Here is an 8,290-nt window from a genome sequence, read left to right as displayed (position 1 = left end):
CCGAACCTGATCACGATCAGTGGAATCCGTGATCACCATCGCCTGGAACACCTGATCACCATCCCTGGAATACGCACAGATCATGGCGCTGAGCAGCTCGACGGTGCATTCCTCCGTGGCATAGGCGGCCGAGCCGAACCGTCCGGTGCGGTCACGGTCGAGGCGATGCTTGGAGGAGGAGGATCAGGCGTGCGCAAGGGCGCATCGCCTTAAGAGAAATGGCACCCGGAGAGCGTGAGCATAGCGACCCGAAGGGGCACGCGGGTCCGAGTGCAGCGACGAGACCGGTTCAACAGCGGCACCCGGGAACGGGGCAGTGATAGCGATCGCCGCAGGCGAGCCCCTTTTCCGAGTGCCCCCGGCGAGGAGCTCCTTAAATCCTTGCGCGAGGGATCGAAGCCACAAGGCCGAGACGCGAAGCGGCTCGGTTCACGAGAACCCGGTGCGGCTTTCGCCGCACGCGCGTAAAGAGGAAGAATTCGTTGGTCCGGTAGATCTAGATTTCCTCGCGTGCATTCGTCTGCGCGTCATAGATCCTGATCTGAAGCATGGGAAAACGCTTCTTCAATTCCTTTCCACCTGCCCTGGCGCCGTCTCTGGTTGCAAATTCGGCTTTGAGTCGGCCGTCCACTTCAAGCGCATAACCCGAAGCCGGCAGTTTACGGGCAGCAACAACCATCTTGTTCCTTCGCGTATCGAGCTGATCGATGCCAAAGGTCTAGCGTGAGTCGTTCACATCGCGCTAGCCGAGACATGCTTCCCTAGGCCCACCTCGTTTAACATCTCGCACTTGCGCTCAGGCAAACGGCATGTACGAATCAAGTCAACGCTCTCATCGGCGACGATTGGCCTTTCGGCAGCCGCACGACAGTCGGCTCCATCGGCGCCGCGCTTCCGCCAGCGAGCGCCGGATTCACGATAATAGCTGCCCAACGCCCTGTTTCAGAAGCGGATCATTGAGGAAAGCCGCCCATTCCAGCAACAACTGACGAACCGTCGTAGCGAGCACGCCGTGGAGCGCCAATCGATCAAGGACGAGCGCTCGGTCGCCTTGGACACGAGGCGCGGTAAGATCCGAAAGCAAACGGACGTCATACCCCCGCCTTGCGGCTTCCAAGGCTCCAATAAAAATGTCTTCCTCGAGCCAGGCGCCTCCCAAGACGATCGCGCCTGCCGTCGACGCTTCCAGCGCTTGCGCGAACTGTTCGTCATCCCAGAAATACAGGCCGCTCGTATTCACCTGTCTGAACGAACGGGCGGCCTGCTCTGGCATTTGCGACATCTGCACTTCTCCGACGATGATCACCTCAGTACCGAACAGGAGTGCGCCAGCCTGCAGCAACGAAAGAGTAGCAGCACGCGCTTGTCCTTCCGATGTCGCGGGAATATCGCCCCGCGTCGGATTGACGAGAACCACTCGACTACTCCGCGGGTCCATCAGCATCTCGGACTCCAGATCCTGCCGGCCCGGATCTTACGCGTATCAGGCAGCTACGGACGCGGGATCCGAGTCCAAAAGCACAGGCCCGCTGACATTTGCACGCCGATAGATCGTCCGAAGCGCCTGCTCGGAGGCCTCTAGAAAGCCAGCGACAGCCATCGTGCTACCGACGGACTGTGGTGCTGCGATGCGCCTTAGCGGCCACTCCGCTCGTCGCAGGATACGTTCCATGCGAGTGTCAGTGACGGTCACGATCTGGTCCGCGCCTCCGGCGCGGGCTGCCTCGACCATGGCAGCAAACAGCACGAGGGTTACGCGGCTTAGGCCATTTTCAGCGGGTTCTGCCACAAGGCTCGTGTCGACGCAAAAGCGTGAGCTTTCGATGATCTTCTTGTTTCTTGGGGCGGGGTACTCATTGAGGAGCATGGGGAAGGTGTCGGCCAGCATGTTCGGACCGGTGGTCGGTAGAAGCCTGACACAGCCCATCACCTCCTTGTCATCCGAGATCGCTAGAAGATAGGTCGGTCCGAGCGTGTCATAGATATCGATCTCCAGGTCTCCCGACACCGATACGCTCCAGTCAAGCCGGTCCTTGAAGACGCGGCGACGGAGCCGATACATTGATGTCAGATAGTCCAGATGGCGACCCAATTGAGACGTTTGAAGCGCGATGGCGTACATGCCGACCTCCCGATAGTTCAAGAAGCCTTGACAGCAGAAATCGCGAGCGTGAGCGCCTGCAATATTTTGCAGGTTACTCCGGCTCGGCCGCACCACGCTGGACCATTCTGCTGAAAAAGCGCCCGAGCTCGCCGCGCACAAAATGACGTTCGCCTTATGGCTTGAGAACTCGAGCTGTGCCGATTGTCAGCTCAACAGACCACGGCGCAGAGCTATCGCGACGCATTGCGCGATCGACATCGCACCGAGCTTGCGGCGGGCGTTCTCGAGATGAAAGACGACCGTCCGCTCGCCAATTCCGACGAGAACCGCAATGTCGGCGACCGTCTTTCCTTGCGAAGTCCACGCGAGGCACTGACGCTCGCGCTGGGTAAGCTCGCTCTCGACGCGGCGGCGCGAGGCCAGCGAGGGATCGAGCCTGGTGTCAACGTGGACGTGGAAATACACGCCTACCTGGTGAACCACGTCTTTCCAGATATCATCGAGTTGATCAAACTCGGCTTGACGAAGGCTTGTTGCCAACGTGAATGCGGCCATACGGCCGAACCCGCCTCTGATCGGGACGGTAATTCCAGATCGGATCCCAAATGTCGTTGCCTCATCAAAAAACTGCCGCTGGGCTCGGTCTCCGGCAGCGATGCGCGCCGCTCCTCCCCAAGAAAACAAATCTCGCTTGGCTCGGGCACGAAGAACCACGGGATCGAGTTGCTGGTAGCCAAGTTGAAAGTACCGGCTGGTCCACGATCTCGGGTAGGACGAGATCAACAGCGGCGCTTCGCCATCCAGACGCAGATAAGCGAAGCGCTCGAAGCCAAGTTTCTGCGCCACCCGAGCCGCAATTCGCTCGAACGCTCTTGCATTGTCAGCTGTCTGAATTGCGTCAACAAACTCCCCAAATGTGGTCTCCATCGGAAATCATTCTATGTGGACTGTTGTGGAAACCGCTTTGCACTGCGTCGAGCGAGATTCCTGGGGCACTCGCGAGCTGATGGAGCTTGTAAGCTGAGCGCCAGGCGCCGCATGGTCTCGCTCGGTGCCAACCCCGAAGATCGGGACTCGGATGTTCCGAAGCGCAGCAGGCCGTCCATCGACCATAAAGCTGCCTGCTGCGAGCTCATTGTGCAGATTGAGTTTGTCGAGCTCTGCATGCATCCTATACGGCATGCCCGTCGAGTCCGCATTCCATGCCATGAGATCAATCATCGGTGGGCGCACCCGGTCGCGATGGCGCTGCCGGCGCCAGCGCGTCCCGTTGCCGTGGCGCGCGGAAGGCCCACCCCTCGCCGCCGACGACAACGACGCACCGTTGCTGTCGGTCGTGTTTTGTACAGGCACCGTGTTTGTACAGGCTCCTTGGCCTCTTGCCATGCCGTTGCCCGCCTCACCCGAAATGAAACAGACGCACGGTCATCCCGCGCGGGATCTCGCACGGAGTGGGGCTGATCGGACGTTCGGGAGAGCCCGTCGGCATCAAGCCGAACGTAGTGCTCTTCGCGGGCCGGTGACGGTGCATCCTGCAGAACCGGGCGCGTGCAAACCGGCTGCCGCGATCCGCTACTCTTGCTGCGGGCCGTTTTGAGCGCCGTTTCGCCCGCGCGCACCACGCACAAACACAACTGCATGACAGTCCCTGCTCAGTTTTGCTTCGTTTTGACGCAGGCATGTGGCTATCCGATCGGCGTCTGGAATGAAACTGCTGCATAGCCGCAAAGCGTCGCCTTGGCAGGCGGCGCGCTGTTCTGGCGTTCCCTGCTGAGCAAGCGCTTCGCCTTGCCAGATCAACAACGTACCGAACAGCGCCATTATCATTGCACGCCCGCGGACAACCATCCTTATTCTCCTTGTCTGCATCAACATTCTTTCAAACGTTTATGCTACGGTACGGTTTCGTATCTTTTTGGCTATTTTGTGCAAGCTGGCGCGGCATGCCATGGGTTTCTTAGTCCCTGCAAAGCGAATCTGCCGGGCCATGGCGCTCTACAGAGCCCCTCACCCCGGCATCAGTGTTGGAGATTCAGATGAATAATGCCATCATTTCAGCGATCGCAGCTCTCGCGGGCTCCGCAATCGGCGCGATAGCGTCGTTCGCCACGACATGGCTCAGCCTTCGGGCTCAAGAGCGGACGCAGCGGCTTGTCAGCGCAATGAGCCGCCGCGAACATCTGTATGGCGACTTTATCGACGAGGCGTCCCGGCTGGTCACGGAAGGCATAACACACGACACGATCGATCCAACCAAGTTCGTGCGATTGTATGCGATCCTTGGAAAGCTCCGCCTGTTTGCCTCCGAAACGGTGGTCACTAACGCCGACGAGGTTGTGCGTCACATTCTTGACATTTATGCCACTCCGTCTGAGCATCTTCGCGACTTTGCCAAGAAGTACAATCCGGATGAGGATATCCTCCGCAACTTCAGCCTGGCATGTCGTAGGGATCTGAACGTGTGACGCAGGAAGAGGGCCCTCCCAGCCAACGTCGAGCTCCTGCATTGCACTCCCAATGAACCTTACGGCCGGCTGCCAATCGGCCGACGTCGCAATGCACGGCGCAGGCCCTTTCGGTGATCAGCGGCCTTTCCCCGCAGGTGGTTCGAGCACAACTTGCTTCAAGCTTGAACCGGAATCGACGATGATGGTGAAATTCAGCCTGCCGTCTATGCTCGTCAAGCTTCCCCCGACCGCTCGTCCCGATGCTAACTGCTCGGCGATATGGACGGCATCAGACATCTGCTGCCGGACCGTCCTTAAAGCCAGAAGGTTCTTGCGAGCCTCCGCGTTGAATTCGCCGATCGAGGATATAACCGGCCCGCCGATTATGTCTCCAGTTTCGCCGTCCACAAGGTCCTCCCAAATTCGATCATCTTGGAAGGTCATGACTTTGTAGAGAGCCCGGCCCGTCGATCCGTCGAAGCCCGCGTCCGCAGTTCTGGCGCCAGCGTGATGCTTTTCCGCTGCTGCTATCGCCTCCACCAGCGAAATTCGAGTGCCGCGAAACAACTCAAGTTCGTCGAGCACGCTCGGTTCGTTTGACTTTGTCATGCTCCCGTGGGCTCGAGGCTCGACAGCCGCAGGCGCCGCTAACGCGGCCTCTGCCCCCAGGGCGATCAGCACAGCAGCAAAAGCGGGAAAGCGCCGATTGTCTATCCTCATCGGTGCGCACCTTTCGAGATATGACCTGCCCGATCAGCGCAAGAGACGCAATCGAGGCCTCGGCCATGCAAACCAAACAGACAACGTTAGTGTACGATACCGTATCGTTCCCGACAACTAGAGCGAGGCCTCTAGGTTCCACTTCGGCAAGGAGAAACTTGGTTCCTACGCCGCTAGCGTCCGGTCGCGGTAGGGTAAGACAGCAACATGCGAACGGCCGGCGGCTCGGCCTCTCATCGCGAGAGCTCGGAAGCAAAACCAACTTCGGGCCCCGACTGCTGGAGCAGCTTGCGGGCAAGCTCGAAGGGGTACGATCGGTGGAAACGATGGGGATCGATTGATCCGCAACGCCTGATTCCGGACGCCAGAAATCTGCGGTGTTAGCGGCTGGCGATCTGTTTCTTCATGCTATCGACGAATAGACGCACGGAAAATCTCAATTTCGCCAGTCGCGCTTCATTCAGTCGGGCGGTCTCCAGACCAAGAATGATGCGGCGCATGGGTCCGACAACCACCGCGTCGAGAAAATACTCCGCTGCAAAGTCGATTTTGGTCTCGTCCAACTTATTGTTGGGCCAAATCTGCTCGATGACCCTGCGCACGGGCCCTAACGCTTGCGGGTAGCCAAAGTCGTAGATGATTCTGCCGAGTTCCGGAAATCGCTTGACCTCGGCGGTGACGACCCGGTCCAACGCAACGGTGTCAGGTTCCGTGCACACTCGAAGCAACTGCACGGCGATGGACTCCAGTTGCTGTTCCGGCGTTCGGCCTGCCGGCGACACGTTCAGCCGCTTAAGCCGCTGTTCCGTAAAGCGCACGACGACCGCGGTAAACAGGTCAGATTTCGATGCGAAACGTAGATAGAATGTGCGTTTGGAGATTCCCGCAATGGCCACAAGATTGTCTATGCTCGTGGCCTCGAAGCCTTCTTTGAGAAACAATTGCGTCGCAATCTCGATGATGTGCTCAGTGAGTTGAAGCGACTCGCTTGCCGAGGGCCGTCCCCCCCGATGGCCCGAGGACATCGGCCGCTTCGCTCGAACACTCGCCTTCTTCATGTTGTCTGCCAAACTCCGGATAATATCACTGCTGGATGTGCAGAATGAGGGCAAATCTTATCTTTACGGCTCTTCTGGCGAATACCACTTCTGATCGCAACAGACCTCGTGATGTTGAGGCAAATCACGTACTTTGAATGTTACCCGGGGCCAACACAAAGCGAGGCTAGATCTGTCTCCCGGCCCGTCACAGGCGGTCGTTTGTGACACCGACAAGCCCGCACCTTGAACAAATTACTTAACCCTCATTGCGCTGATAGCAGCTGCCTGGAGTTTGGGCAAGTTCACCGACGAATCCTGGCGACGTGTTTCGAAGAAGGGCGACAGAAGCGGCAAGGCCTTCGCGGGCCGGGCCGGAGACGCGCGAGAAAGTCGGCTCCCAACGCCGAACGAGACGGTCGTCCAGAGAACCCACCGCGAGGCGGGAATGGATTGTCAGATCGTGAACCACCTATGATCGACGCGCCGAGCCGACCTTCCGAGAGCAGCGTGGGTTTCGGAACTCCGTCACTCGCCGCCTCAACCTGTCGCCGCGAGCCGGACTCCCGCGCCGCCTGTGCGCCCGGTGTCCCCCGATCGGATCCAGCACCATCACAGACGGGACCAGAAGGTTTCGTGCGGACGTCGCCGGCCTCGTTGCTCGCCGACGCGACACATCAAGGCCGAGTCACCCTGTTAGTTTGCGCCAGCCACCCGCCGCACCGGACTCGCCTCGGCCATCGGCGCCGCAGGCGACGCATCCGCCGGAGGCGCCTTCACCCACGCATGGCCGGACACCGCTTTGTCGTAGCCGTACTGGAACAGATCGCGCATGTAGGCGGTGTTGAAGCCCGGGGGCGACACCGGACGATCGGCCTCGATGTAGCTCAGGTTGAAACCGAACTTGTTGCGCCGGGCGAACTCGTAGGTGGTGAACAAGATCGAGCGCGTCTGCATCTTCACGAGTGTCGATGACGAACGGCCGGCGATCTCCAGCGTCCTGTCTGCAATCACCTGGAACTCGGGTTCGATCTTGTTGTTGATCAGAATGTAAAGTTGCAGATCGAATGACTTTCCCGACGCATTGCGCAGCAGATAGGCCTCCGGCAGCGTCAGCACCGGCGCGGTCACACCACCGTCGACATGCATCTCCTGGAACCGTGCGCCGCCGGCTGCGGCATTGATCAGCATCGGGGGGAACACCGCCGGCAAGCTCGCCGAGGCCGCGACCACGTCGCGGAACAGGTTGAGCGAGTCCAGCGTGCGCAGCGACGCGATGCGCCCGAGATCCCAAATCACGGCGCGCTGCGAATCCAGATTCGTCGTCACCACGAACAGCATCCGCCCCTTGCCATATTCAGTGGCGACCCCCGCGACGAAATCCTCGTTAATGTACTGCGCCACCAGCTCGCGCAGCCGTTTGTTGCCGAACAGGCCGGAGCCGAAAATCGCGTTGAGCGGGTTCGGCGAGTCCAGCAGAGTCTCGGCAATGCCGCTGGTATAGAACTCTCGCAGGGCCGGGTCGTATTGCGGACCCAGGAACGCGAACGGCGCGATCAGCGCGCCGGTGCTGACCCCGGAGACGATCGAGAATGACGGACGCGTGCCGGCCGCGGTCCAGCCGTTGAGCAGTCCGGCCCCGTAAGCGCCATCGGCGCCGCCACCCGACAAGGCCAGATAATTGCGTGGACCCGCGACCAATTTCGTCCGCCCGAATGCGGAGGCTGGCTCGTCCGCGTAGCGGCGCAGATCGTCCATGTTGAGGACCCGCGCGGCATTCGCTTCGGCGGCCGTATACGGCACGCGCGGCGGCGACGCGCACGCCGCCAGCATCCAACTCAACGCGATGACGAGCGAAACGACAAAAGGCCGGGACATGCGACGCATGGTACTTCCAAAGGGTTCACAACCGATTAGTGATTTGAGGCGTCGCAGTGTCGATCGGCTGTCGCTTTCACTGAACGATGCGGCTGGCTCGAACG

The 8,290-nt window shown here is 59.9% G+C and carries 9 protein-coding genes and 1 pseudogene; 1 reads left to right on the top strand and 9 read right to left on the bottom strand.

Annotated features, from left to right (window positions below; translation table 11 throughout):
* Positions 1–72: 72 nt before the first annotated feature.
* From AC1RQP_RS39665 to AC1RQP_RS39640, 6 genes and pseudogenes are all read right to left on the bottom strand, one after another.
* Positions 73–183: pseudogene (locus AC1RQP_RS39665) on the bottom strand (zincin-like metallopeptidase domain-containing protein); the annotation flags it as partial.
* Positions 184–496: 313 nt separating this feature from the next.
* On the bottom strand, positions 497–679 hold the full coding sequence (locus AC1RQP_RS39660) for a hypothetical protein (RefSeq protein ID WP_492943126.1): 183 nt from the start codon (positions 677–679) through the stop codon (positions 497–499).
* A gap of 234 nt (positions 680–913) precedes the next feature.
* Positions 914–1,417, bottom strand: coding sequence for a cysteine hydrolase family protein (locus AC1RQP_RS39655; RefSeq protein WP_492943124.1), 504 nt, complete (start codon positions 1,415–1,417; stop codon positions 914–916).
* A 66-nt stretch (positions 1,418–1,483) separates the two neighbouring features.
* A complete protein-coding gene (locus AC1RQP_RS39650; protein ID WP_492943122.1) occupies positions 1,484–2,122 on the bottom strand; it encodes an acyl-homoserine-lactone synthase in 639 nt (212 codons plus the stop codon).
* Between the two features lie 186 nt (positions 2,123–2,308).
* Positions 2,309–3,031: an autoinducer binding domain-containing protein gene (locus AC1RQP_RS39645; protein ID WP_492943120.1), complete on the bottom strand. Its 723-nt coding sequence runs from the start codon at positions 3,029–3,031 to the stop codon at positions 2,309–2,311.
* A gap of 645 nt (positions 3,032–3,676) precedes the next feature.
* Positions 3,677–3,952 (bottom strand): hypothetical protein, encoded by a 276-nt coding sequence (locus AC1RQP_RS39640; protein WP_492943118.1) that lies wholly within the window; start codon positions 3,950–3,952, stop codon positions 3,677–3,679.
* A 188-nt stretch (positions 3,953–4,140) separates the two neighbouring features.
* Here AC1RQP_RS39640 and AC1RQP_RS39635 point away from each other — a divergent pair, with 188 nt between their 5' ends.
* Entirely contained in the window at positions 4,141–4,569 is a 429-nt protein-coding gene (locus tag AC1RQP_RS39635) for a hypothetical protein (RefSeq protein WP_492943116.1), read from the top strand.
* A gap of 117 nt (positions 4,570–4,686) precedes the next feature.
* Here the strand turns inward: AC1RQP_RS39635 and AC1RQP_RS39630 are convergent, their stop codons facing one another.
* The 3 genes from AC1RQP_RS39630 to AC1RQP_RS39620 all read right to left on the bottom strand — a co-directional run bounded on the left by AC1RQP_RS39630 (position 4,687) and on the right by AC1RQP_RS39620 (position 8,195).
* On the bottom strand, positions 4,687–5,271 hold the full coding sequence (locus tag AC1RQP_RS39630; RefSeq protein WP_492943114.1) for a PepSY domain-containing protein: 585 nt from the start codon (positions 5,269–5,271) through the stop codon (positions 4,687–4,689).
* Between the two features lie 380 nt (positions 5,272–5,651).
* Entirely contained in the window at positions 5,652–6,329 is a 678-nt protein-coding gene (locus tag AC1RQP_RS39625; protein ID WP_492943112.1) for a TetR/AcrR family transcriptional regulator, read from the bottom strand.
* 675 nt (positions 6,330–7,004) lie between these two features.
* The gene (locus AC1RQP_RS39620; protein WP_492943110.1) at positions 7,005–8,195 is read right to left on the bottom strand and encodes a patatin-like phospholipase family protein; all 1,191 of its coding nucleotides are present in this window, start codon (positions 8,193–8,195) and stop codon (positions 7,005–7,007) included.
* Positions 8,196–8,290: the final 95 nt, after the last annotated feature.

The organism is Bradyrhizobium sp. GW821-FHT13H06, from assembly GCF_058803975.1.
Note: the sequence above shows the minus strand (reverse complement) of the source record. Positions and strands in the feature narration are given on the sequence as shown.